The organism is Westiellopsis prolifica IICB1, from assembly GCF_004323185.1.
GTDB lineage: Bacteria > Cyanobacteriota > Cyanobacteriia > Cyanobacteriales > Nostocaceae > Pelatocladus > Pelatocladus prolificus_A.
The window spans coordinates 318,561-341,238 of the sequence record NZ_NAPS01000002.1 but is presented as its reverse complement, the minus strand read 5'-3'; the positions used below and the strand labels follow the sequence as shown (position 1 = coordinate 341,238).

Annotated in this window: 25 protein-coding genes; 13 read left to right on the top strand and 12 right to left on the bottom strand. The window is 40.6% G+C overall.

The window, feature by feature from the left end:
* Positions 1 to 19 precede the first annotated feature (19 nt).
* The gene (locus B4U84_RS15710) at positions 20 to 970 is read left to right on the top strand and encodes a fatty acid desaturase family protein (RefSeq protein WP_131119315.1); all 951 of its coding nucleotides are present in this window, start codon (positions 20 to 22) and stop codon (positions 968 to 970) included.
* A gap of 144 nt (positions 971 to 1,114) precedes the next feature.
* Positions 1,115 to 3,370: an FdhF/YdeP family oxidoreductase gene (locus B4U84_RS15705; protein WP_131119313.1), complete on the top strand. Its 2,256-nt coding sequence runs from the start codon at positions 1,115 to 1,117 to the stop codon at positions 3,368 to 3,370.
* Between the two features lie 240 nt (positions 3,371 to 3,610).
* Here B4U84_RS15705 and B4U84_RS15700 read toward each other — a convergent pair whose 3' ends face one another.
* The 4 genes from B4U84_RS15700 to sfsA all read right to left on the bottom strand — a co-directional run bounded on the left by B4U84_RS15700 (position 3,611) and on the right by sfsA (position 6,264).
* Positions 3,611 to 3,823: a hypothetical protein gene (locus B4U84_RS15700; protein WP_017310004.1), complete on the bottom strand. Its 213-nt coding sequence runs from the start codon at positions 3,821 to 3,823 to the stop codon at positions 3,611 to 3,613.
* A gap of 318 nt (positions 3,824 to 4,141) precedes the next feature.
* Entirely contained in the window at positions 4,142 to 4,588 is a 447-nt protein-coding gene (locus B4U84_RS15695; protein WP_131119312.1) for a hypothetical protein, read from the bottom strand.
* A 311-nt stretch (positions 4,589 to 4,899) separates the two neighbouring features.
* Complete coding sequence (locus B4U84_RS15690; protein ID WP_131119310.1) at positions 4,900 to 5,340, bottom strand: hypothetical protein; 441 nt, start codon at positions 5,338 to 5,340, stop codon at positions 4,900 to 4,902.
* Positions 5,341 to 5,433: 93 nt separating this feature from the next.
* On the bottom strand, positions 5,434 to 6,264 hold the full coding sequence (gene sfsA / locus B4U84_RS15685) for a DNA/RNA nuclease SfsA (protein WP_131120987.1): 831 nt from the start codon (positions 6,262 to 6,264) through the stop codon (positions 5,434 to 5,436).
* 127 nt (positions 6,265 to 6,391) lie between these two features.
* On the opposite strand from sfsA, the gene B4U84_RS15680 reads away from it, so the two are divergent.
* From B4U84_RS15680 to B4U84_RS15670, 3 genes are all read left to right on the top strand, one after another.
* Positions 6,392 to 7,426, top strand: coding sequence for a GUN4 domain-containing protein (locus tag B4U84_RS15680; protein ID WP_131119308.1), 1,035 nt, complete (start codon positions 6,392 to 6,394; stop codon positions 7,424 to 7,426).
* A 128-nt stretch (positions 7,427 to 7,554) separates the two neighbouring features.
* Positions 7,555 to 7,887: a hypothetical protein gene (locus B4U84_RS15675; protein ID WP_242677648.1), complete on the top strand. Its 333-nt coding sequence runs from the start codon at positions 7,555 to 7,557 to the stop codon at positions 7,885 to 7,887.
* A 134-nt stretch (positions 7,888 to 8,021) separates the two neighbouring features.
* Positions 8,022 to 8,252, top strand: coding sequence for a hypothetical protein (locus B4U84_RS15670; RefSeq protein WP_131119306.1), 231 nt, complete (start codon positions 8,022 to 8,024; stop codon positions 8,250 to 8,252).
* A gap of 195 nt (positions 8,253 to 8,447) precedes the next feature.
* Here B4U84_RS15670 and B4U84_RS15665 read toward each other — a convergent pair whose 3' ends face one another.
* On the bottom strand, positions 8,448 to 9,956 hold the full coding sequence (locus B4U84_RS15665) for a dihydroorotase (protein ID WP_131119304.1): 1,509 nt from the start codon (positions 9,954 to 9,956) through the stop codon (positions 8,448 to 8,450).
* Between the two features lie 312 nt (positions 9,957 to 10,268).
* On the opposite strand from B4U84_RS15665, the gene B4U84_RS31195 reads away from it, so the two are divergent.
* The 3 genes from B4U84_RS31195 to B4U84_RS15645 all read left to right on the top strand — a co-directional run bounded on the left by B4U84_RS31195 (position 10,269) and on the right by B4U84_RS15645 (position 11,766).
* A complete protein-coding gene (locus tag B4U84_RS31195; protein ID WP_207390959.1) occupies positions 10,269 to 10,877 on the top strand; it encodes a hypothetical protein in 609 nt (202 codons plus the stop codon).
* 459 nt (positions 10,878 to 11,336) lie between these two features.
* Entirely contained in the window at positions 11,337 to 11,546 is a 210-nt protein-coding gene (locus B4U84_RS15650; RefSeq protein ID WP_131119302.1) for a type II toxin-antitoxin system HicB family antitoxin, read from the top strand.
* Entirely contained in the window at positions 11,539 to 11,766 is a 228-nt protein-coding gene (locus B4U84_RS15645; protein ID WP_131119300.1) for a type II toxin-antitoxin system HicA family toxin, read from the top strand. Before B4U84_RS15650 ends, B4U84_RS15645 begins: the two co-directional genes overlap by 8 nt.
* A 120-nt stretch (positions 11,767 to 11,886) precedes the next feature.
* Here the strand turns inward: B4U84_RS15645 and B4U84_RS15640 are convergent, their stop codons facing one another.
* Positions 11,887 to 12,438: a P-loop NTPase family protein gene (locus B4U84_RS15640; RefSeq protein ID WP_131120983.1), complete on the bottom strand. Its 552-nt coding sequence runs from the start codon at positions 12,436 to 12,438 to the stop codon at positions 11,887 to 11,889.
* 198 nt (positions 12,439 to 12,636) lie between these two features.
* Here B4U84_RS15640 and B4U84_RS15635 point away from each other — a divergent pair, with 198 nt between their 5' ends.
* The 3 genes from B4U84_RS15635 to B4U84_RS15625 all read left to right on the top strand — a co-directional run bounded on the left by B4U84_RS15635 (position 12,637) and on the right by B4U84_RS15625 (position 15,217).
* A complete protein-coding gene (locus tag B4U84_RS15635) occupies positions 12,637 to 13,572 on the top strand; it encodes a Dam family site-specific DNA-(adenine-N6)-methyltransferase (protein WP_131119298.1) in 936 nt (311 codons plus the stop codon).
* A complete protein-coding gene (locus tag B4U84_RS15630; RefSeq protein ID WP_131119291.1) occupies positions 13,547 to 14,281 on the top strand; it encodes an HNH endonuclease in 735 nt (244 codons plus the stop codon). The genes B4U84_RS15635 and B4U84_RS15630 overlap by 26 nt, the downstream gene beginning before the upstream one ends.
* Before the next feature lie 141 nt (positions 14,282 to 14,422).
* The gene (locus B4U84_RS15625; RefSeq protein WP_131119290.1) at positions 14,423 to 15,217 is read left to right on the top strand and encodes an aspartyl/asparaginyl beta-hydroxylase domain-containing protein; all 795 of its coding nucleotides are present in this window, start codon (positions 14,423 to 14,425) and stop codon (positions 15,215 to 15,217) included.
* Between the two features lie 9 nt (positions 15,218 to 15,226).
* Here the strand turns inward: B4U84_RS15625 and B4U84_RS15620 are convergent, their stop codons facing one another.
* The 4 genes from B4U84_RS15620 to B4U84_RS15605 form a co-directional block, all read right to left on the bottom strand.
* Positions 15,227 to 15,970, bottom strand: coding sequence for a maleate cis-trans isomerase family protein (locus B4U84_RS15620; RefSeq protein ID WP_131119288.1), 744 nt, complete (start codon positions 15,968 to 15,970; stop codon positions 15,227 to 15,229).
* 349 nt (positions 15,971 to 16,319) lie between these two features.
* Positions 16,320 to 17,303, bottom strand: coding sequence for a DUF4437 domain-containing protein (locus tag B4U84_RS15615; RefSeq protein WP_131119286.1), 984 nt, complete (start codon positions 17,301 to 17,303; stop codon positions 16,320 to 16,322).
* Positions 17,304 to 17,405: 102 nt separating this feature from the next.
* Complete coding sequence (fabG, locus tag B4U84_RS15610) at positions 17,406 to 18,104, bottom strand: 3-oxoacyl-ACP reductase FabG (protein WP_131119284.1); 699 nt, start codon at positions 18,102 to 18,104, stop codon at positions 17,406 to 17,408.
* An 8-nt stretch (positions 18,105 to 18,112) separates the two neighbouring features.
* Positions 18,113 to 18,370, bottom strand: coding sequence for a hypothetical protein (locus B4U84_RS15605; RefSeq protein WP_207390958.1), 258 nt, complete (start codon positions 18,368 to 18,370; stop codon positions 18,113 to 18,115).
* Positions 18,371 to 18,579: 209 nt separating this feature from the next.
* Between B4U84_RS15605 and B4U84_RS15600 the strand changes: the two genes are divergently transcribed.
* Complete coding sequence (locus B4U84_RS15600; protein ID WP_131119282.1) at positions 18,580 to 19,632, top strand: J domain-containing protein; 1,053 nt, start codon at positions 18,580 to 18,582, stop codon at positions 19,630 to 19,632.
* Between the two features lie 245 nt (positions 19,633 to 19,877).
* Positions 19,878 to 20,552: a class I SAM-dependent methyltransferase gene (locus B4U84_RS15595; protein ID WP_017310018.1), complete on the top strand. Its 675-nt coding sequence runs from the start codon at positions 19,878 to 19,880 to the stop codon at positions 20,550 to 20,552.
* A 122-nt stretch (positions 20,553 to 20,674) separates the two neighbouring features.
* On the opposite strand, the gene B4U84_RS15590 is transcribed toward B4U84_RS15595, so the two are convergent.
* Positions 20,675 to 21,358 (bottom strand): DevA family ABC transporter ATP-binding protein, encoded by a 684-nt coding sequence (locus B4U84_RS15590; RefSeq protein WP_131119281.1) that lies wholly within the window; start codon positions 21,356 to 21,358, stop codon positions 20,675 to 20,677.
* 49 nt (positions 21,359 to 21,407) lie between these two features.
* Positions 21,408 to 22,589, bottom strand: a complete 1,182-nt coding sequence (gene devC / locus B4U84_RS15585) for an ABC transporter permease DevC (protein ID WP_131120982.1) — start codon at positions 22,587 to 22,589, stop codon at positions 21,408 to 21,410.
* Positions 22,590 to 22,678: the final 89 nt, after the last annotated feature.

Here is a 22,678-nt window from a genome sequence, read left to right as displayed (position 1 = left end):
GGAATGTGGAGTTTGAAATATGTCTAGCGATACTACTCAATCTGAATTACTAGATAGCAAAACCAGTCCGCAACACAAACCCCGTCAAATTCTCAGTGTACAAGAATTGAATGCTTTGAGCGATCGCTCTAATGCTCAAGGACTACTGCAACTGGCTGGACATCTGGCTGTAATGGGATTAAGTGGCTATGTGTGGGTGACAAACTTTGGTAATTGGTCACTAGCAATTCCAGCATTGGTAATCTATGGCTTTAGTATTGCTGCAATGTTTGCACCCATGCACGAAAGCATCCACAGAACACCCTTTGCTAACAATAGATTGAATGATACTGTAGCTTGGTGTACAGGCGTGCTGTCATTTTACAATAGCACCTTTTATCGTCATTACCACAAATGGCATCACCTTTATACTCGTGTTCCTGAAAAAGATCCGGAACTGAGTGATCTTAAGCCCAATAATTTAGGTAAATACTTGTTAATTATTAGCGGTTTACCTTGGTGGTTAGGAAAGATACGCGGGCATTTTCGGGCTGCAATTGGTCAACTTGATGATTGTCCATTTATACCAGAAACAGCACAAGGGGAAGTGATTCGCTCGACTCGTTGGCAATTAGCTGTTTATGCAGGTGCGATCGCTCTGTGTATAATTGTAGGTCAGCCTTGGTTTATTTTATATTGGCTATTGCCGCTTCTAGTCGGTCAACCAATTTTACGTTTTATCCTGCTGGCGGAACATACAGGATGCTCTCTTGATGCTAATTTACTTACCAATACGCGCACAACGCTAACACTTTGGCCTGTAAGATTTTTAATGTGGAATATGCCGTTTCATGCAGAGCATCATTTGTATCCATCAATCCCCTTTCACGCTTTACCTACAGCCCATCAGCAGTTAGCTTCACATTTTACTCATATTGAACCAGGTTACATGAAAGTCAACTGGGATATTTTAACTCAATCTGTACAGTAAGTCGGTCTTAATAAACACAGTGGGAGTTACGAAAAAAAGGGAACAGGGAAAGAACCAGACGCGCTATGGCTCGTCTGGTACATTTGTGCCGACTCACTTAAATATCTACAATCGATGCAGTGAACTATTGCTGTATCCAGGGTTATGTTGCGGAAACCGAAAAAGCGTTGGACACCGTCAAACTGGGCTAGTTGGAAGCCATTTGGTATTGGAGAACAATATCCGAATAACTATTGGGAGGTATTTCGAGCGATTTGGTTGTCGCGCGATCGCTTACCCTATGCTTGGGATATTCTGAATCAGGGAGTTTGTGACGGTTGCGCTTTAGGGACAACCGGCATGAAAGATTGGACGTTACAAGGAATACACTTATGTAACGTTAGATTACGGTTATTACGGATGAATACCATGCCAGCTTTCGACCCCCAAATACTGGCAAATGTGGAGCAATTACAAACTTACAAAAGTGCTGAATTGCGTGAATTAGGACGCCTCCCATACCCGATGCTCCGCCGATGTGGGGAAAAAGGATTCCGCCGAGTTAGCTGGGAGGAAGCTTTAGATGTCATTGCTACTCGTATCCGTGCCACAACACCAGATCGCCTTAGTTTCTACATTACCAGTCGCGGCACTGTTAACGAAACTTATTATGCAACCCAAAAAGCTGTGCGGGCGATGGGAACAAATAATATTGATAATGCTGCCCGTATTTGCCATTCTCCCAGTACCGCCGGACTGAAAGCAGGTTTAGGTGTGGGGGCAACGACTTGTTCTTATAAAGACTGGGTAGGTACTGATTTATTAGTCTTTATTGGCTCAAATGTCGCCAACAATCAGCCGGTCACGGTTAAATATCTGCATTACGCCAAAAAAGCTGGTACAAAGATTGTTATCATTAATACCTACCGCGAACCAGGGATGGAACGCTACTGGGTTCCCTCTATTCCTGAAAGTGCTTTATTTGGTACTAAATTTGCTGAAGATTTCTTTTTGGTCAATATGGGTGGTGACATGGCATTTTTAAATGGCACCATCAAGCATATGATTGCCAATGGTTGGGTAGATGAATCGTTTATTGACCGTTACACAAGTGGTTTTGCAGATTTAAAGACAAGCCTAGAAAATCAAACTTGGGAAGAATTAGAAAGACTCTCAGGTAGTACTCGCGAACAGATGTACGCCTTTGCCAAAATGGTGGGAGAAGCCCAAAAAGCTGTGTTTGTTTGGAGTATGGGTGTTACTCAGCATGAATGCGGCGAAGATAATGTCAGAGCAATTATTAATCTTGCCCTGACTAAAGGTTTTGTTGGTCGTGAAGGCTGCGGTTTAATGCCAATTCGCGGTCATTCTGGGGTGCAGGGTGGCGCAGAGATGGGATGTTACGCCACGGTGTTTCCTGGTGGTAAACCGATTACTCCCGAAAATGCAGCCCAGTTAAGTCAGTTTTGGGGGTTTGAAGTACCTACAACTAAGGGTTTAATTGCCCCAGAAATGATTGATGCTGCATACAATGGGCAATTAGATGTATTGTTCTGTGTCGGTGGAAATTTCTTGGAAGTGCTACCAGAACCTGATTATGTGGAAGAGGCGCTTCAGCGTGTACCGTTGCGAGTTCACATGGATATTGTTCTCTCCAGTCAAATGTTAGTAGAACCGAGTGATACTGTAGTACTCCTACCCGCAACAACTCGCTACGAAATACCTTTCGGGGTGACAGAGACTAGTACCGAACGCCGAGTCATTTTCAGCCCAGAAATTCCCGGCCCCAGAATCAAAGAGGCGCGTCCGGAGTGGGAAGTGTTTATGGAATTAGCAAGGCGGGTTGTAGAGGTGCAAAATTTCGCGTCTCTACATTTTGAAAATACAGCGATGATGCGGCAAGAAATTGCTCAAGTTATTCCCCAGTATGCAGGGATTCAACATTTACAGCAAGCAGGTGATCAATTTCAGTATGGTGGTTCACATCTGTGCTTTGGCTGGAATTTTCCTACAGTTGATGGTAAGGCGCATTTTGCACCATTGTCTCCTAGTGTAGGAGGGCATAGCAATGTACCTTTACCACCAGATTGTTTTTTAGTTGCAACTCGCCGGGGTAAACAATTTAATAGTATGGTACAGGAACGCAAAGATGCTATTACTGGTGCATTCCGAGAAGCGGTTTTAATGAATGCTGCTGATGCAGATAGGTTGGGGTTGAAAGATGGGGATGCAGTTATGCTGAAAAATCAGTTGGGAGAGTTTCAGGGAAGAGTGTATATTGCACCGATTCAGCCTGGTAATTTGCAGATTCACTGGCCAGAGGGAAATGTGTTGTTAGATAAAAGCAAGCGATCGCGCGAAGGTGTACCAGACTATAATGCTGTGGTGCGATTGGAAATTGGGGGTCGCCGATTAACTTAACGTGAGTTCGACAGTGATAAAAGCCCTCACCCTCGGCCCCTCTCCCAAACTTGGGAGAGAGGGGTGATACCATTTCACAAAAAATCTGATACAAATACAGACCCTGTACCAGACGCGATATATCGCGTCTGGTACAAAATTTATGTGTATCGTGATTAACGTGAAATGGTATGAGGGCTTTGTCCTCTCTCTGCCTTCAACTTGTGTGATTTGAGATATAGCTACGGCTGTGATTAGAAGTTAGGAGCCTGGTCTGAATAAGAAATCATACAAATCTAATACTCCTGATTCGCCAAATAGCTCCTCTCCGGCTAGTTGGCTGATATCCCCAACTTCCCGTCCTAGCCCTACAACTAAATCAGCTGCTTGACCGCCTACTACAGTCACTAAATCTGCATCACTCAATTCTTCAAATGTGTTGATTTGCAATTCACCGATTTTGATGTTTGCCATAAGTCTTTTGTTCAGCAATGTTCAAATGGATTGATTACACCTAAATACTAACAGCCTATTTAGGGGCTAATATGAAGCTTATATAATCATTAGAGAAATAATAACTGGTTAGGTAATATTAAATTCATAAAACTTATGTAAGTATCAAAAAAATCAAAATTTTTTCTTTGTAGTAAGCGGCTCCAGCCCTGATTTTGAGGACTAAAGTCCTTACTACGAACTTAAAATTTCATCTGAATCGTTGTACAATCAAAAATATAGCCCGCTTGTGCGGGCTATGGGACAAAACAGTTAACAACTAGATTATTTTGTAGATTACTATCTTGGTTGCTGTTGTTGCTGGCGTCTTACATTTTGCCGATATTCGTCTAGTTGTTTCTTTTGTTGGGGAGTCAGAACAGCTTCCATCTGCTGTTGTGAAGATGCCAAAATTTGCTGCAATTGGGTTTTTTGTTGTGGGGTAAAATCTAGTGCAGCAAAAGCTTGTTGAGGAGGCTGACCTGATTGCATAGCAACCTTAATTTGATCGCGCTGCTTCTGTGTCAAAACTTTCTCAATGCTAGTACGGGCATTAGCACGAATTTGGGAAATCTTTTGTTGTTGTTGCTGTGATAGCTCAATACGGGGTGGTTGTAGTTGTTGGTTAGCTTGTGCAAGCTGTAAGGAAACCTTTGGAGCGCTTTCTGCTTGCACAGAGCGCTGTGGCATAGCTGTAAAACTGAGGGCAACGGCTGCGGCTATGAGTGACAAATTTTTGAATTTCATTTATTGCCTCTGTGGATTTCTCCCGTTCGTCTTATTAATTATAGAAACTGATCGTCCATAAGTACGTCCGTGATATTAATGCTTCAGTAGGAATTCTGTAAAGCCAATTTGGAAAATTGGGAAGGCGGAGTCCCCAGATTTATATTGATAATCATATCAGGTTCGCTTGATTACTTATAATTCCCTTTGAACCCCACGCCGGTTTTGTCTAACACCAAAACTGCCCCTAAGCGCGTGCGCTTAGGGAATTAAGGAGTGGGGTGCAATTACTGTGGTAAGTATAACTAATTATCCGAACCTGATATCAATGGTTAACTGCGAAAACGGCTAGCAAAAAGCATTATTGGTGCTGTAAGTAACAGCCAAAATATAGGTAGTCCAAAATAAATTGCTGCGTAAATTGCGTTAGTAGCCCGTGTCTTGATAGGTTCGACAGAAAGCCAAGTATTCATTACACCAATATTAATTACCCCAAGTAGGAAGTGAAGGGCTAATACGACGATAGTCAGAATCACAATCCAGTGCGTTGCTAAATTCAGGCGTCGTCCCCAAGCAATCACGACTAAAACAAGGGTAGTGGCGAGAGTCAGCCAACGTAGAGCCATGACGGGAAAAAAGATAATCACTGCTTCATTGGCATTAATCCCAGGATGTTTAAATGGAGATAGCGGTAATGACCAGAAAAATAGCAGGGCGGTAGTAGCAAGTGAAGCAAACCAGCAACCCCAGAATAAAGTTTGTTTTATAACCATTAATATTGATGTTTAATCTGATGTGTGAAAATTGAAAAATCCAGATTCACGACTTCAGAGAATAAGTCGGGAATCTTTTTATCTGTTAAAGTTTCAAATTTTAAGTTTTGCTAAACCTAAATAACGGATTCCTATTGGTGAGATTTCAAAACAACAGGGAAGAACTTCTAAACCTAAAGATATTGCTTGCCGTAACAATTTTCCATATACAGGATCGGCGCTATCACCAGGGGCAAATTCTTCGCAATCTCCCCGATTAATAAAATAAAGCATAACTGCTCGACTTTGGGGAAGGAGTGCCATTAATTCTCGCAGGTGTTTTTGTCCTCGTGTTGTTTCTGTGTCGGGAAATAGGGCTAATCTGCCTTGCGTCCAAGTAGTGTTTTTGACTTCTAAATAAATCGGACGACCATGATCAGCTAATAGTAATGTATTGTTTTCTTGTGGTGCTGTTTGAGATAATATTGGGTTATTATCTATTTGCTTTGATAGTAAATTTGATTGTTGTTCTAATGTTGCAGTTGCTGAGATAAAAAAATCGACTCGACTTTTTTTATCTTGTCCGTAGACAACTTCACCACGAATTTGATGATATTTACCTAATTCGGGAAAAAGATTTTTTTCTAATGCTAATTTAATGATGCGATTTGGCAAACCTGTATTGACGCCTACCCAAGTTGGTTCATTATCATGCACTTGAATTAATTCCCAAGTGTAAGCTAATTTGCGCTTAGGATTATCACTTTTAGAAAGCTGCACTGGATTACCAGGGATGCAAACTCCTGTCATTGGCCCTGTATTGGGACAATGTGCTGTAACTACCTCCCCCGAAGCAAGTTCAACATCAGCAAAAAAGCGTTTATAGCGTCTGAGCAAGACACCAGGATATAAAGTTGGGTAATAGTAAAGGTAGTCAGTAGTCATTAAGGTTATACTTATGCGCGATCGCGTTGTATTAAAAACTATATCTGTAAGTCTGCCTTTTGGCATTGGTTCGATGTCTGGGGAGGAAAAATACCTGGTGACTATTGCTGGTGTCGAGGAGTAAGCAGTGCAAGAGTTTGATGTTTTCCTGGCTCACAATAGCAAAGACAAGCCTCAAGTTAGAGGGATCGCTGAACAACTCAATCGCTATAATCTTAAACCATGGTTCGATGAGGAGCAAATTTTTCCGGGAGACAATATTCAGCAAGTTGTGTTCCAAGGAATTTCCCAGTCTAAGGTCGGTGCTTTCTTTATTAGTCAAAATGGATTGGGGACTTTTCAGGAGAATCTTGAATTGGGTGCAATCATCCAATTTTTTCTGAAAAAACACCAAAACCAAAGTTTTCGCGTGATTCCCATCCTACTTGGTATAAACGATATTCCAGACAGTTTATTTTATTTGAGTCAATGGGCCTGGATTCAATTCACTAATTCAAATGATGAAGCAGCATTAAAAAGTTTAATACGTGGGATTAAAGGTCGAAGTGCAGAAGTAGATAAACAACAAGTGATTCAAATCTCAGATACACCTTTGATAATTCAGCCAAAACAACCACCTCAAACAGATGACCTAGCCTCAGAAAAAGGTATAGACTACACCAGACTGCGCGATTTATTAAGAGCAAGGGAATGGAAAAAGGCTGACAGAGAAACCTATCGGGTGATGATTCAGATTGTAGGTAAAAAAGATGGCGATTGGTTCACTTCAAACGAATTGTTAAATTTTCCTTGCACTGATTTACGCACAATTGATCAACTTTGGGAAAAGTACAGCAATGGACACTTTGGTTTTAGTGTTCAGAAAGAAATTTACTTGAGCGTGGGCGGTAAAATTGACGGCAAGTCTGATGAGGAAGCATGGAATAAGTTTGGCGATCGCGTAGGATGGAGAGTGAATAGTAGTTGGGTATACTATATAAACCTAACTTTCGATACCTTTGCTCCAAAGGGACATCTCCCAGTAATTTGGTGGGGGGGTTGGTTTAGTGGGAAAGTTTGGGTTTTAAATATGGGTTTATTTAATGGTTGGGTCGCTGGGGGAAGCGGTCGGGTTTCTTCTCTCGCATCAAGACTTGTAGAGTGTAACATCAGGTTCGCTTGATTACTTAAATAATTCCCAAATAACCCCACCCCGGTTTTGTCTAACGCCAAAACCGCCCCTAAGCGCCTGCGCTTAGGGGATTAAGGGGTGGGGTACAATGACTGTACATAGAGAACATCGCGACATTTGTGGCTAACGTCGTGACATTTGTGGCTAACATCGCGACATTTGTGGCTAACGTCGCGACATTTGTGGCTAACATCGCGACATTTGTGGCTAACGTCGCGACATTTGTGGCTAACGTCGTGACATTTGTGGCTAACGTCGCGACATTTGTGGCTAACGTCGCGACATTTGTGGCTAACGTCGCGACATTTGTGGCTAACGTCGCGACATTCATAAAGAACATCGCGACATTTGTGGCTAACGTCACGACGTTCTTTATGAATGAAACGATTTTCACCACAAACGTCAAAGCGATGCTGCAAAACAGCCGCTACGCGATCGCCAATAACAATTAAATTTAAGTACTTCAAATCGGACTGCTATTATGGTCGCGATTACTTCTTTTGTATCCATTCTCTGGCTCGTCTAACTTGAGAATACCAACTCGCAGTACCCTTAAAAATAGGTAGAGTTTCAAAACATAGAATTTATGTTGCACAAAAATGAGCGTTGGAGAAAAAAAGATATTTGGGGTATTCTTGCTGCTGCTAGCTTAGTGATCTTGCCAGGGGGATTAGTTGGTTGCAACTTTGGCACAGGAAATGAACGCCAAGAACAACAAGAGAATAACACAAATCAATCAGACTCAGATGACGATGATGACGACAGAAAAAATAACCAACGGCGCGATAATGATGATGATGATGATGACGATGATTAACTGAAACAAAGCAAAGGGTTTAAACCCTTTGTTAATAGCACAGGTCGTCTTCAGACGACTTAAATAAATCAAACAGTCTGCTTTAAGCAGACTTTCACTATAAGACTGCAATTTCAATCGCAGGCGTTTTTTTGAAGATTTGGGATGCTCCCCAATGTAAATGATATCAAGCAAACCTGATATGAGACTGCAATTTCAATCGCAGACGGGTTTTTTGAAGATTTGGGATGCTCCCCCATTTCTTGATAAATAACGTCCTCTAGGCGTACCAATTACCTGTCCTTGATCAAAAATCTTCTTCCCTCGTAAAAAAGTTGTTTTAACTCTTCCAGTCAACTCCAATCCTTCAAATGGCGTATACCCTTGCTGCGATTCCGACTCACTAGCACGAACAACAAAGGTTTCATTAGGATCTAGTAATACCAAATCTGCATCGTAACCAACTGCAATATCACCTTTTGAACTTAAGCCAAACCTTTGTGCAGGATTCCAGCTTAATAACTCAGCCATGTGATTATAAGACATACCCCGCTTGCTTCCTTCACTAAAGACGCCAGAAAGCAGGTATTCTGTACCACCAAACCCAGATTTTGCCAGCCAAATGTTATTGGGATCTTTCTGAGAAGCTTTTTGTTCGGCTGCACAACAGGCGTGATCACTAACAATCCAATCAACTTGGCGATTGAGTACAGCTTGCCATAAGTATTCTACATCTGATCGGGGACGAATTGGCGGGTTCACCTTTGCCCATTTACCCGTAGGTGTATCTATATCTAATAACAAATGTCCTACAGTTACTTCCCGACGAAAATTAATGTGAGGAAAAACTGTTTGCATCATTAAAGCAGCTTCCACTGCTTTGCGAGAACTGAGGTGTAATAAATTAATATTGAAACAATTAGTTTCGTGTGCCAAGTAGGAAGCAATGCAGATAGCTAACCCTTCAGAATGGGGTGGACGCGCTGCACTATAAGCTTTTAAACCTGTGAGGGTGGTGTCTTGCTGGACAATTTTGGTGTAGGCGTTGAGGATTTCGGCAACTTCGCAATGGAGACTGAGACTCAGGCGATCGCTTGCTTCGGGATATAATTCTCTCAGCTTGGTCAGACCACGCATGATAAATTCAAAGTGAGCCAAGTCATATCTTTCCTCTTTATTAATCATCAAAAACAGGTTTTGTTGATCGGAAAGACCATGCAAACCATAGCCACCGTAGAACATAAAAATTTTAAATGACCCAATTCCATATTCCTCAAATAGCATTTGCATCTCATCGATATGTTGCGTGCTAATTGGGGCTATATGATAGCCATAATCAACAAAAAAATTCCCTTGTGATAACGCCAAAACTTGTGGGAAAAAATCTTGGTAAGAACCACCTTTGTTGAGATAATACTGACCTGTACGGATGTAATTAAGGCTAGTTGTTACACCCCCCATTGCAGCGGCTTTGGTTTCAGTCACCGCATCTTGGTCAAGGGGTTGATAGATACCGATGTGCATGTGTGCATCCACAACCCCAGGAAAACCTAGCAAGTTTTGACCATCAAATATTTCTTTACCTTGGTCTGGGTTAATATCAGGAGCAATCTGGGCAAATTTTCCATCCTTAATTCCCAAATCCAGCAGTTCGACTGCATCCTGATGGGGACGCACTACCCGCACATGTTTGATAATTAGATCGAATACGGGAGCTTCAGACACAGTAGATTTCTCAACTTTTATAAATATCCTATTTTTGCTAGGACTTTCAACATCGTATCGAAATGTAGGTCAATCTCATCAATAATATAACGATTTTTGATGAGCGTGAGAAAAGGTAGGATAGCGATCGCGTAAGTAGTTAATCAAAATTAATTACACACGCATTCAAACTGAAAGGCTTATCCAGCCTAAAAAGAAAAATGCAAGTATTTATACTTAATTATTTAGATTACTGACCTGTAAATTCAAGTGCTAGTATCAAGGCACTAATTGCTTAAGCAGCTGTGCCTGAATGTCAAAGCTATGGAGAGTTTGAATAAAGAAGATTACGAAGCAAAAGACAAAGCATTTTATGGTGCTATGATCAGCGCGTGGCTGAACACAAGGCTTGAACGTGATAAGCAGTTATTAGGTTTATCAGTCACAGCCATTGGATTACTGGTTACTTTGCTAAGAACAGTTGGTGTTTCAAACCTTACACAAGGAACACTTTTTGTCTTTGCACTCATTGCTTTTCTAGTTACTGTAATTTCAGTGATTTCTATTCTGGGTGAAAATGCTGCACACATCGAAAAAATGTTAAATGGCTCTGAAACTGAAAGCAATAGTTTGACGCGTCTAGACAAAGTTGCTGGAATTAGTTTTGTCGTAGGCATGGTACTGATATTTATAATTGGTATAGATTCGGCGGTAATTAACTTAAATGAAAAAGCAAAAAGCATGAGCCAAGAAAAATCATCCGATACCCATTGTCAACCCTCACAAAATAAGGATAGTTGGAACGGTGTTGCTAAACTACGTCCTCAACCCCCGAAAGCCCCTCAAACAAGCCCTAACACTACCCCTAATGCATCAAATCCTTCAGCAACATCTGGAGGTAATGGGTCTAGTAATTCAGGTGAGTCAGGTAGTGGTAGTTGAAGCAGCATAACAATTCAAATGGAGTGGGCGGTTGAGAGTCGCTGAACCCACACATTGAGCAAACATGATCCTGGATGGCTATGAGAGAATAAAAAAGTCACACGTTTTTCTCGCTCTTATGGCCACAGTAGACCTGTTTCCAATGCTAAAAAGTTTGCCTCGCGCAGAGAAATTGAAAGTAATGCAGTTCCTGATTGCGGAGTTAGCGAAAGAGGAAGAGCCAACCCTACAAGCTGGAGCAACTTACTCACTTTGGTCGCCTCTCAATTCACACGAATCAGCTCATAAACTGAGTCAACTCTTGAAATCAGACCAAACGACCCAGGATGCGTAACGCCCAGCGATTTAGCTTTACAGAAGGGTTTGATACCTTCGGTGTTCCTGATGCACTACCTACTTTATCATGATGGAGTAAGTGCATTGTTTTAACTACAGCTCAATTACTGCTGACGTTAATTTATGAAAACTCGCAGCTTTACAGTGATTATCTACAAAGAAGAGGATATGTACATAGCGGAGTGTCCAGAAGTCGGTACTGTGGATCAAGGAGAAACTATTGAACAGGCGGTTGCGGGAGTAAAAGAGGCGACACGACTCTATCTTGAGGAATTTCCTTTACCTGAAACGTCTCCCAAATATATAACAAGCATTGAAGTTAGCTATGCCTAAATTGCCACGAATCTCAAGTAAAGAGGCGATTCGGACACTGGAGCGTTTAGGTTTCGAGCAAGTTCGTCAAACTGGTAGTCATGTGGTGATGAAGAAAGCAACCGAGGAAGGGGAAATTGGTTGCGTTGTCCCTGTGCATCGAGAATTGAAGGTTGGTACATTGAGTGGCATTCTGAAGCAAGCGCAAGTCACAGTTGAAGAATTCATTGAGAGCCTGTGAGGTCTAAAATTAGAAAAACATTTAAATAGCCGTCATGAACTGACGTTCACCAGTAAGTATGAAAAAGGTTTTTTCCTACACCCTTACACCCCCATACCCTTAAACCCTTTTTCAAGTCAGTTAGGCTGATACGCCATCTTCATCTTCAAAGCTGGTCTGATTTTCAATTAATTCAAAAAATTGCGAAATCTGTTGAGTTGATTGAATGTGATAAACACTTTTGGTGCTTTGAGCCTGCTTGATATACTCACGATATTTTGGGGTCAAATGTTTGTGACATAACCAAAGCACGCGGTAGCTAGTAAGCGAACTCTTCAATATAGGACTGTTTTCCGGCCAGCCTTCTGGCGGTTGAAAGCGGCCTGTGATTAGTCGTTTAGTCACCCACCAGAAATGCACATATAGCGGTAAATCGACAAAAATCAGAGTATCCGCCTCGTTCAGTCGTAGCCAGAGGGTTTCCATGCAACCAAACCCGTCAATAATCCAACGGTCAGTAACCAAAATTTTCTCATGGATGCGCTTATAGTCTTCCTGGGTCACCTCAATACCTCCTGATTGATACTGAATTTTGTCTAAAATGTGAAGTGGCAAACCAGTGATTTGTGATAATCTTTTGCTTAGAGTTGATTTACCACCTCCAGCATTGCCAAACACCGCTACTTTTTTCATTGCTACTCTCCGAGTATTTAGCAAACCACAGGATAGACGAGCGATCGCTAGCTTCATGTATATTTTATCTGTCAACTGATCTTTAGTTGTTAACCGTCTTAATCCTTGGTGGTGGTTTACAAAAAATATCCTCCTGGCGAGAAAACTACATTATCCGTTGTGATAATCTGAGATAAAGTCATATGTTCTTCTCTTAAGATGGCTAGTCTACCACATCCGATTCAGTATCAAGGTAGCAAAAGAAACCTTGCATCAGATATTATTAAGTTCCTACCTAATAGAGTAGAAAGGTTGGTAGAGCCTTTTACAGGAACCGCAGCTATTAGTATTGCTGCTGCTGCCAAACACATTTCTCAAAACTTCTGGCTTAATGACTTAAACAAACCACTTATTGAAGTATTAAAGCTAATTATAGAAGAACCACATGAAATAGCGGATGCATATGCAGATATATGGAATAAGCAACATTATGATTCTGTAAATCACTATTTTGAAGTTAGAGAAATATTTAATAAAACTAATGATCCAAAACTTTTTCTATATTTGTTAGCTCGATGTGTAAAAGGGGCAGTTCGATATAACTCTGAAGGATTCTTCAATCAAAGCCCTGATAAGAGGCGCAAAGGAACTCAACCTGAAAAAATGCGGAAAAATATAGAAGGTGTTTCTGCACTCTTAAAGAGTAAATGTAAATTCACATGCTTAGATTACAGAGAAGTTTTATCCAACGTAAAAAATACTGATTTTGTTTATATGGACCCTCCTTATCAAGGTGTATGTGGAGATAGAGATTCAAGATATTTCTCTGGAATTAATTTTGATGATTTTGTTATAGCTGTTGAACAACTAAATCGAAGGGGAGTAGCGTTTGTAATTAGCTATGACGGTAAGCGAGGCAGTAAAACCTTTGGCCATATACTACCTAAAGAATTAGGACTCAAGAGGATTGAAATAGAAGTAGGACGATCATCACAAGCAACACTACTGGGTAGAGAGGAAATCACAGTAGAGTCTCTATACTTGTCGCCAAATTTACTAAATGGTCAGTTTGCAGAGTTAACAGGCTATATTAGCGAAACATCAAGACAACTGACTCTCTTGGAAAAGCATGGACACTTCTCAACAGCTACCTGATGATTTTATACAATTTTGTCAATCTGTAACTGCTAAAAGACCAAAAGCAGTTATTGATCATATCTTGCAATATGGTTTTATTACCACGGAAGATTTGAAGGAAAGATATGGCTACAATCATCCTCCAAGAGCAGCTAGAGATGTTCGAGAACATGGAATTCCTTTGGAAACCTTCCGTGTAACAGGAAGTGACGGAAGAAGGATAGCTGCTTACAGATTTGGCGATATTAGTAAGGCAAGGTTTTCAAGATTATCTGGCAGAACTGGTTTATCAAAACAGATAAAAGATGAGTTAATCAAAAGATACGGTTGTAAGTGCTTTATTTATCTAGAAGAAGTTGATGAGCGCGAGTTACAAATTGATCATCGTGTTCCTTTTGAAGTTGATGGTGAGCCAGATATAGAACCCGAAAACTTTATGCTGCTGTGTGGTTCTGCTAATCGGGCTAAATCTTGGTCATGTGAACATTGCGAAAATTGGCATAGGATTAAAGATAAGTCGATTTGCTTGTCATGTTACTGGGCATATCCAGAAAATTACGCTCATATTGCAATGCGGCAGATTAGGAGAATAGACATTTTATGGGAAGGAAATGATGTGGAAACCTATGAAAGATTGAAACAAAAAGCCATCAGTCTAGAGAAAGCAATCCCTGAATTTGTCAAGGGAATTATTGAACGAGAATTGGAGCGAGATAGCAATGGCTAACACTGCATTCTTACAGACCTAACACAGGTTATTGGTAAGCCTCCAAAGCTACTTGCCGTCCCACAACTTCACAGTTAAAAATATTTCTTATACTTATTATATAAATCCTCTCTTATTCAAACATCTTCAGGAGAAAAGAAAATGGAAAGTTTTAATGAATATCATCTCAACCCAAAACAATTGCCTTTTCTCAACACCTTTCAAGAACACTGGCAAATAATTAGAGATGAGTTTACAAGCTTTATTAACAGTGCATCTGATGAAGAGTTAAAATTCACTTATGATGTACTAGGGCCTAAAAGTAAAACGATTAAAACCAAAGGAAATTCCAAATACAGTGCTTTTGGGATTTTATTTCAAGGTCTTTTTATTGAAGAATATATTCAAACGCATCAAATCAAATATCCTGATTATAAATCAGATGAAGCCTCAGAAAAAGCACTTGAGCTAAGAGAAAAATATTTCCCAAATTTGGCTAAGGTGATCGAAAAAGTAAACTTTAGCGAAGATAATATCATCAGAAATGTTTATTTTGGTACATTCCATCCAGGTTTGGATATCAAGCTGCATGTCAACTATAACCCTCATATGAATCGTGGTTATCTAGGATTGATCGTCCCAGAAGGAGATATTGCCATGAAAATATGTCACGATCAGCTTTATTGGCGTGAAGGGGAATTCATGGTTTTAGATCACAGCTATCCACACTGTCCCCATAATTACACTAATTATGATAGGACTGTCTTGGTTGTAGACTTTTTTAAACCGGATTGGTCAACACAAGAAGCGAGTCAGTTTGAAAAAGAGCAAGTCACACAACGGATGCAAGATAATCCTTACAGTTTAGGCGTTTTTGGGAAAAGCGATCGCGCCAAAGAAGAAGATTTTATCAAGTATGGTTTAGCTCATCAATTAGAGTGGGATAAAGCGTTATAGGCTTAATTATTAAAATTCTCTCAAGAGTCTCCCACACCCATACACTCGATCTTGGATGTCGTTATTTCGTAAGGCATACCACCAGGTTGCTGCATTAACTGCAATCACTGGCTTTTTGAGCCACCGCTCTGCTTGATCGGCAAGTCGTATCATACTCAAATTAGTACCCATCTGCACGATACCGTCTATATCATCACCATCAAGTTCCTGAAGATGGTTGCGAAGAACATCCTCAGAGACCTCAGCGATCGCAATTGCTGTGGGACAACGCAGTCCCTTCAGCCGGACGACCTCCACACCAATATCATTGAAGAAGCGGCATATTCTCTCATCGGCCACGGGCTGATAAGGGGTGATGACCCCAATCTTGTTTACTTTAAATGCTTCAAGAGCTGCCTGACATGCCGAGGCAGCTGAAGCCACCTTGATCCCAGCATAATCCTCAAGCCGTCTTGTGAAGGCTTTGTTCCCCTTCATCCCTTCCCAAAAAGTCTCGGCACTCATCGCCATAATCAGGTAGTCAACGCCCGCCGTCATCACCCGATCAATCGCAAAGAGAATTTCTTCGCCCATCTGCTCCAAAAGACGCACCATCTTTTCGTCACTACTTAAGTCCTGATCTCGAACATGAATCCGGGACATGTGGGATGTAACACCCTGTACAGCCATTGCGTGAAAATCGGGTTCGACAATTGTGTTCGTGCTTGGTGCGAGTACCCCAAATTTCTTTCGCCATCCTAATGCGTCCGTCATAGACAATTAAATTCAAGTTAATAGCTAAAGAGTTATAAAAATTATACTGTTGAGTTTTTTTGTTAAAAAAAGTAATTTTATACTTGCAGCGACTGTTCTTTTAAGAAATAACAGTCGCTGGCATAGATCAAACAATTTAGCTTTGAAAGATTATTTTTCTGTGCATCAACAACTATCCCTCAATTCAAACTTGATAAGCTGATGTGCGCTTAGATTAAATATTCTTGCGTTAGGACTGTCTAGGGTCAACAGTCCAAAGTCCAAGCTAGTCTTTGACTCTGGACTCTTGACTTTTGACAACCTGATCGCAAAATATACAATTTAAATGCATAACAGCTTAGAGTACTAATCAATCGTCCTTATTGATTAATTTCTGGAAACGTGCTTCATCCTGCTGCGTGATATCCGGATTGTGCAGTATCCAATAGCAGTCTAAACGATCATTAGTGCGGAACAGAAGCAATGCTCCACTTTCTGTCCAGAATGGGCCGTGTGGAACGTGTGCTGGTCGCCAATAGTAGCCATCTTTGTTCATTGCTGCATAGCGTCGATTGAATGGATCATCGCTCATCGACCAATGGCCAAGCACATCTCCAGAGATGACGTATGCTTCTTCAGTAGTAGGATGACCAGCATAAAAGTTACCTTCAATCCACATCGGTACTAAGCCGAGAACCCAGGTAGCGCGTCCAGTTTTTTTATTGGTGTATAGGCTTTTACGGGCTGAACCAGGAGGTAAGAAAGTTGTACTTTCCCATTTCATTGCGTGGAGTTCTTGTAAAGGAACATACTCAGCCATTCGCTCGTGACTCTGCATATTTACGTGATATACAGAGTTTTCAGGAATTTGTTCCAGGTTTGCATAATCCTCAGTAACATAGGTAGGTGTAGCATCTGGCATCCACAAAAGTACGGTGTCTTCCTCAGTTTGCCAAGGGCCTGTGGGTATACCTGCTGGAATGAAAGAGTAACTGAGGTTACGTAATACAAATCCACCTTGATGGAGTTTACCAGTTAACACAAAGATTTCCACATCGGTAGTGAAATGTCCGATGGGCGCGTTCCACCCTTTGTGCAAAAAAACTCGCTGTGTGGATTCTCCCGTGGTTTCGTTAGCAGATAAAAACTGTGAGATCCCGTGTTTATCTGTACCGAAGTTTTTCACCTCAAAAGGCTGTTTTGGAAAGTTGAGAACCGAATTTAGGGATTCTTCAGTCTCTACATGTTTCCGACCAATAGAGGTACTTTGATTTGATCGCAGACCAGTGTAAATGTGTGGTAGTTTGGTGTTATCGAATGAATCTACACTACTTTTTTCATGTTGTTTAGCCATATCGTTTCCTTGGCTATCAATTCTTTATTATTGTTTACTTTTTGTCTTTGTGCTTTAGTGGTTAACAATATTGAAACACCAAGACTCTAAGATACAAAGGTTCTAAATGCTACCGTAAACAGGAATCGCCGCACCTCGAATATCTTTGGCTGCTTCGGAGGCTAAAAAACAAATAACTTGTGCTAAGGATTCTGCTTTTACCCATTGATCAGCATTTTCTGCACCCATTGCTTCGCGGTTTGTGGGGGTATCAATGATGCTGGGAAGGACGACATTTGCAGTAATATTGGTACCTTTGGTTTCGTCTGCGATCGCTTTTGTGAATGCAACTACACCAGCTTTGGATGCACTATAAGCTGCAAGTTGTCCTGATGGTTCTACTGCACCTCTTGAACCAACAGTCACAATCCGTCCATAGCCATGTTCTAACATTCTCCTCAGACTATGTTTGCAAACCAAAAAAGTTGTAGTCAGGTTTAAATCAAAATCTTGCTTCCAATTTTCTAAGCTGTATTCATGGGTTTTCCCCATCGCAAAACCACCCACCAGATGAATTAACACGTCTACCCTTTGCATCTGGTTGATAATTTTCTCTACTGAAGCTTCTTCGACTAAATTTGCCGAGACAAAATTGATTCTGACAAAATCAGCAGGTGAGAGAATTCCTTTTAGGCGTTCCACTTCTTTTGGGTTGTGATAAGGAATTGTGATTGCTGCTGGACTTTGCGCTAAAACTGCTGGTGTCACGCCTAAACCCAATCCACCAGTACCACCTGTCAGTAAAATGTGTTTGCCTTTCATGAGTTTGTTTAGTCCTGCAATATATCAAATTCTTGGCGAATTTCTAATAAAGAAGGCTCAAATAACGCTTCGTAATCAAAATACGGCCAATATTGTTTCCGACTACGATTCTTGATCCAGATTAAAACTATCTCTGGTAATAATCGTGGCAATACTGCCAAGATCGAATTATACAACCATAGTAAACCCTGACGCTCGATCAAGTCGTTATGCATCACCTCTACTGCTAGATGTTGGCGATCGCGCAGATACTCAAACAGTCTCACCCTATATCCGTTGTGCTATTGGCTTGATTTTGAAATAAAAATAAAAAAATCAAAGATTAGACTTCTCAGGAATTACAGAGTGCCATAAAGTAGTAAGGTAGAAAAACAAATTTAGTAATTAGGAATTATAATTTATCAATTATGAATTTATAACTATGAAATGTAACTTATGATTGTAGTCTTTAACTTGAATTTAACCTATTTATTCTATGGCTAGACGTACCTCTTCCCCATCTCCTGTGACTGGCACAACTACACTAGCTCTTTCATCGCTGCATATTCGTATAGAAGCGCTAGAGAAAGAACATCAATGGCTGCTGAAACAGATCAAGAGGAAACAAAAAGAACTGAATAATTTTGTTGAGCAAATGCGCTCATTTGCCACGGATATCTTTCATAGAGGAACTCCCAGCTTTAAAAAACTTGCAGCACTAGACGAAGAAATCCATAGATTATTTGATGAAATATTTGCCACGAGAAAGTTCGGTAAACAAACAAAGAAAAATGTTGAAGGAATTTACCGAAATCTTCAGATGATGGGAATCATCAGCCCCAAGCGCGATCGCGATGATTCAGACACAGAATTAGATGAACTATTTGAAACAGATGAGCAAGAGAATGAATCTTTTGGTTCTGCTCAAAATAACAGCGAACAGCATCAACAAGACTCAGAATTTACCCCGACAAGTAAATCTGATGAGTCGAGAAAAATTAGAAACACATTTTTGAGATTAGCCGAAATATTTCACCCTGATAAGGTAACTGATGATGAGACGCAAATGCGTCATACAGAAATCATGAAGGAAATTAATAAGGCTTATCAAGAGGGTGATTTAGCGAGACTTTTAGAAATCGAACGACAACATGAGGCGGGAGAATCTGTAGATAGCAACAATGAAGATGATTTAACCCGCAAATGCAATCGCTTAGAGCAGGAAACAGAATTCCTCAAAACGCAATATGAGAATATTAAAAGGGAATTGCGTTTAGTCAAAAATACCCCAGAAGGAATGATAGTTGCTGATTGTCGCAAAGTCGCTAAAGAAGGAATTGATCCGATAGATCAGATGTTAGAACAAGTTGAATCTGAGATTGAGGTAATCGCAAATATTCGCGATTTTGTCAAGGATTTTCGAGAACAGAAAATTACAATTAAAGAGTTTCTGTGTGGTCCACCACTGATGAAACAGATGAGCCAGGAAGTGATGGAAGATATGCTGGAGCAGATGTTGGAAGATTTAGGTGTAAAAATAGTTTTTTAAATTAAATAATTACCTTTGGTAGGCACGTTAGCGAATTGGTGCTAGTAGCCACTCCGTGTCTACTCGACAGAGTAATCTAAAATCAAAAATCGATTGACTGGACACTCCTTTGGTTTATAGCATATCCAAGATATTTTATGTTCTTCTGAAAATGAATTCTCCAGTGTAGTTGCGTAAAGTCTTCAGATAACCAAGAGAAGTAACTAATACAAAACCAATTCACTAATTATTGGAGATTTCAGAACATGATATCTACAGAAAAACATTGTCTCTCACCCATTTTTGCACCTGAAAATGACTCAATTTGGATAAATAGACAGCAAGGAGGATGCTTACCTGCGACATCAATGCCAGATCCCTACTGGTGGGTACAGTTGTGGTCTCAGCCAGAGGAAACTCTAAAAATTATGGGCTTGCAATCAGGTATGTCTGTGCTTGATCTGGCTTGTGGATACGGACACTTTACTATTCCCGCAGCACGAATAGTCAAACCAGCGCTTGTTGTTGGTGTTGATATTGATTTTCCCATCCTTGCTCAAGCTCAACAAGCAGCACAAGAATTTCCCAACTGTCTGTTTCTTAACCAAGATATCCTTGCTATCCCACAGGTGATTACTAATCAGTTTGACTACATCACGATTCATAGCACTTTTCACGGGTTATTAAATCCTGTAGAGTTTGTTCGTCAAATTGTCAATTTAATCAAACCAAATGGGTATTTTTCAGTAGTGAACTGGCAACCGATTCCACGTGAAGAAACTATTTGGTTAGACAAACCACGAGGACCTAAAACCGAACTACGCATTTCCCCACAAAAACTACTGTCAATTGTAAAAGCAGCAACTCAAAAACTTGTAGCAGTGCAGCAAGTTGATTTACCCCCTTACCATTATGGTATGACATTTAAATTGCAGGATTAGCTGTATAATTAGCTATTTTTAATTAGTAGTTAAAAATATAGATAGCTCTCAAGTAGAAATTTCATGTATTCATAATTCTTAACTGAATTAATTTAATTACAATCCTTCTTGAATTCCACAAATTACGCAGCCACAGGAGCATTTGCGAGCTTACCATCTTCCATATAAACAATGCGATCGGCTATGTCTAAAATCCGGTTGTCGTGAGTCACCAAAAGAATAGTACAACCCTGCTCTTTTGCTAACTTTTGCATCAAATTAACTACATCTCGACCAGATTTACTATCTAAGGCCGCTGTTGGTTCATCCGCAAGGACTATTTTCGGATGACTTACCAAAGCACGAGCGATCGCCACTCTTTGTTTTTGTCCCCCAGATAAATCATCAGGATAATAATTCAAACGTTCTCCTAACCCTACCATCTCTAACATTTCGGCGGCGCGGTTATACATTTCTTTTGACGAAAGTTCATGGTGCAGTTCTAACCCCATCTTGACGTTCTGCACAGCTGTTAAACTACCATGCAGGTTATGCGCTTGGAAAATATAACCATGACTACGTCGTGCTAGTGTTAGTTGTTTGTCATTTGCACCACACAGTTCCCTTCCCAAAACTTGCAAACTCCCTTCTTGAGCAGAACGCAACCCACCAACCAAGGTTAGTAGAGTAGTTTTCCCTGAACCAGAAGGGCCTGTCATAATAATAATTTCACCAGCGTTAATTTCTAGATTGATATCAAATAACGCTTGCTTGCGAAGTTGTCCTTTACCAAAATAGTGATTGAGATTTTTAACAGAAATAACCATAATTAAATCAGTCAGCACAAATGACAAATAACAAATGACCAATGACAAATTAAAACATATCTGCGGGATCAGCAGCTAAGACTTTGCGAGTGGCGATCGCACCCGAAATCATACACATAACTATTGTCATAATTAGTATTTGTAATGCTCGTGCTAGAGTCATGTATAGTGGCAAGTTTGTTGCACTCCGTGTCAGAGCGTAGAGTCCTGTAGATATAGCAATTCCTGGTATAAAACCTAATATTGCCATAATAATCGCTTCTTCAAATACCACACTCAGCAAGTAGCGGTTTTGATAACCCATAGCTCTGAAGGTAGCGTATTCTTTCATATGGGCGTTAACGTCGGTGGAAAGAACTTGATAGACGATAATGACACCGACTATAAATCCCATTGACACACCCAAGCTGAAGATAAAGCCGATCGCAGTATTAGTTTGCCAATAATATTCCTCAAATTTCACAAATTCTTCTTTGGTTAAAACTTTGACATCTGGCTCATTTGCCAAATGTTTTTGCAAAGCTATTGCTACTTGTTGCGGATCATAGCCTGGTTGAACTTCAATTAATCCTAAGTTGACGCTCCCGGCTTCTCGTCTGGGAAACATGCGTAAAAAGTTCTGATCACTAGTAATTAAACTACCATCGGCAATAAAGGAAGCCCCGATTTGAAATAACCCGCTAACGGTAATTGTCCGGCGCTCGATTTCAGTAGTGACTGTTTTACCTTGGTCAATTTGGGCGATCGCTTCTTGGTAATCTCCCCTTGAACCCCGATCAAATAACACGGTATCGGGTAGTTTAATTTTATCCAGTTGGCTATTGACTTCTGGCAAATTAAATGCTGGCACATCTGGATTAAAGCCAAGCACCAAAACCATTGTTTCTTTGCGAGTTTGGGGATTTTTCCAAGAGATGGTGTTAGTGTACATCGGTTCTGCTGACTTCACTCCTGGTACATCCATTGTTTGGAATAGTCGTCGTCGGGTAAATGTCGATAAGTTGGCAATATTACGCGCTTGGGGATTAATTAAAACAATGTCTGCCTCTAAGCTGCGATGCATTCTGGTATTACTGTTATATAAGGCAGTTTGGAAGCCTGTTTGCATGAACATCAACAAATCAGCAAAGGCTATACCAGATAATGCGACTAAAAAACGGCTTTTATGGCGGTTTAGTTGCAGCCATCCCAAAGGTGTACGTCGTTGTAATTGTTGAATAAATCCAATCATGATGGTTTTTAGGGATCGGGAATCGGGGATTGGGGATCGGGGATTAGGGATCGGGGAAAGGGAGTTGGGGATTGGGGATTGGGGATTGG

Excerpts from the sequence above, each read along its gene's own strand:
- B4U84_RS15710 (WP_131119315.1), top strand. The coding sequence starts at position 20 with ATGTCTAGCGATACTACTCAATCTGAATTACTAGATAGCAAAACCAGT.
- B4U84_RS15705 (WP_131119313.1), top strand. The coding sequence starts at position 1,115 with ATGTTGCGGAAACCGAAAAAGCGTTGGACACCGTCAAACTGGGCTAGT.
- B4U84_RS15700 (WP_017310004.1), bottom strand. The coding sequence starts at position 3,823 with ATGGCAAACATCAAAATCGGTGAATTGCAAATCAACACATTTGAAGAA.
- B4U84_RS15695 (WP_131119312.1), bottom strand. The coding sequence starts at position 4,588 with ATGAAATTCAAAAATTTGTCACTCATAGCCGCAGCCGTTGCCCTCAGT.
- B4U84_RS15690 (WP_131119310.1), bottom strand. The coding sequence starts at position 5,340 with ATGGTTATAAAACAAACTTTATTCTGGGGTTGCTGGTTTGCTTCACTT.
- sfsA (WP_131120987.1), bottom strand. The coding sequence starts at position 6,264 with ATGACTACTGACTACCTTTACTATTACCCAACTTTATATCCTGGTGTC.
- B4U84_RS15670 (WP_131119306.1), top strand. The coding sequence starts at position 8,022 with ATGTTGCACAAAAATGAGCGTTGGAGAAAAAAAGATATTTGGGGTATT.
- B4U84_RS15650 (WP_131119302.1), top strand. The coding sequence starts at position 11,337 with ATGAAAACTCGCAGCTTTACAGTGATTATCTACAAAGAAGAGGATATG.
- B4U84_RS15645 (WP_131119300.1), top strand. The coding sequence starts at position 11,539 with ATGCCTAAATTGCCACGAATCTCAAGTAAAGAGGCGATTCGGACACTG.
- B4U84_RS15640 (WP_131120983.1), bottom strand. The coding sequence starts at position 12,438 with ATGAAAAAAGTAGCGGTGTTTGGCAATGCTGGAGGTGGTAAATCAACT.
- B4U84_RS15635 (WP_131119298.1), top strand. The coding sequence starts at position 12,637 with ATGGCTAGTCTACCACATCCGATTCAGTATCAAGGTAGCAAAAGAAAC.
- B4U84_RS15630 (WP_131119291.1), top strand. The coding sequence starts at position 13,547 with ATGGACACTTCTCAACAGCTACCTGATGATTTTATACAATTTTGTCAA.
- B4U84_RS15625 (WP_131119290.1), top strand. The coding sequence starts at position 14,423 with ATGGAAAGTTTTAATGAATATCATCTCAACCCAAAACAATTGCCTTTT.
- B4U84_RS15620 (WP_131119288.1), bottom strand. The coding sequence starts at position 15,970 with ATGACGGACGCATTAGGATGGCGAAAGAAATTTGGGGTACTCGCACCA.
- B4U84_RS15615 (WP_131119286.1), bottom strand. The coding sequence starts at position 17,303 with ATGGCTAAACAACATGAAAAAAGTAGTGTAGATTCATTCGATAACACC.
- fabG (WP_131119284.1), bottom strand. The coding sequence starts at position 18,104 with ATGAAAGGCAAACACATTTTACTGACAGGTGGTACTGGTGGATTGGGT.
- B4U84_RS15600 (WP_131119282.1), top strand. The coding sequence starts at position 18,580 with ATGGCTAGACGTACCTCTTCCCCATCTCCTGTGACTGGCACAACTACA.
- B4U84_RS15595 (WP_017310018.1), top strand. The coding sequence starts at position 19,878 with ATGATATCTACAGAAAAACATTGTCTCTCACCCATTTTTGCACCTGAA.
- B4U84_RS15590 (WP_131119281.1), bottom strand. The coding sequence starts at position 21,358 with ATGGTTATTTCTGTTAAAAATCTCAATCACTATTTTGGTAAAGGACAA.
- devC (WP_131120982.1), bottom strand. The coding sequence starts at position 22,589 with ATGATTGGATTTATTCAACAATTACAACGACGTACACCTTTGGGATGG.